At 71.4% G+C, this 746-nt stretch carries 1 protein-coding gene; it reads right to left on the bottom strand.

Annotation, left to right across the window (positions count from 1 at the left end):
• On the bottom strand, positions 1-746 hold a 746-nt coding region (locus ACFOGJ_RS24385; protein WP_379905562.1), incomplete at both ends, for a calcium-binding protein.

Here is a 746-nt window from a genome sequence, read left to right as displayed (position 1 = left end):
CATCGCCACCGTCAATCGTGTCGGCGCCCGCCCCACCGAGGATGGAGTCCGCCCCGGCATCGCCGGCCACGCTGTCGGCGCCGGCATCGCCCGCCAGGACATCGTCGCCCGCACCACCGGCGATCAGATCTGCATCGTCACCACCCGAAACGGTGTCGGCATCATCGCCGCCGTCAATCGTATCGGCGCCTGCCCCACCAAGGATGGAGTCTGCACCGGCACCGCCGGCCAGACTGTCGGCACCCGCGCCGCCATCGATCGTGTCGTCGCCGGCATCGCCCGCCAGCACGTCGTCACCGGCACCACCGGCGATCAGGTCCGCATCGTCGCCACCGGAGACCGTGTCGGCGTCATCACCGCCGTCGATCGTGTCAGCGCCGGCACCGCCGAGGATGCTGTCGGTGCCGGCGCCACCAGCCAGGCTGTCGGCACCTTCGCCACCGTCGATGCTGTCGGCGCCTTCGCCGCCATCGACCGTATCGTCGCCGGCATCGCCGGCCAGGACGTCATCACCGGCACCGCCGGCAATCAGGTCGGCATCGGCGCCGCCGGACACGGTGTCGGCATCATCGCCACCGTCAATCGTGTCGGCGCCCGCCCCACCGAGGATGGAGTCCGCCCCGGCATCGCCGGCCACGCTGTCGGCGCCATCGCCGCCATCGATCGTGTCGGCGCCAGCATCACCCGACAGGACGTCGTCGCCCGTACCACCCGTGATCAGGTCGGCATCGTCGCCACCGGAGACC

The organism is Marinibaculum pumilum (genome assembly GCF_042646425.1).
In the GTDB taxonomy this organism is placed as follows: Bacteria; Pseudomonadota; Alphaproteobacteria; order Ferrovibrionales; family Ferrovibrionaceae; genus Marinibaculum; species Marinibaculum pumilum.
The sequence above is the reverse complement of the archived record's forward strand: the minus strand, read 5'-3'. Positions and strand labels throughout refer to the sequence as shown.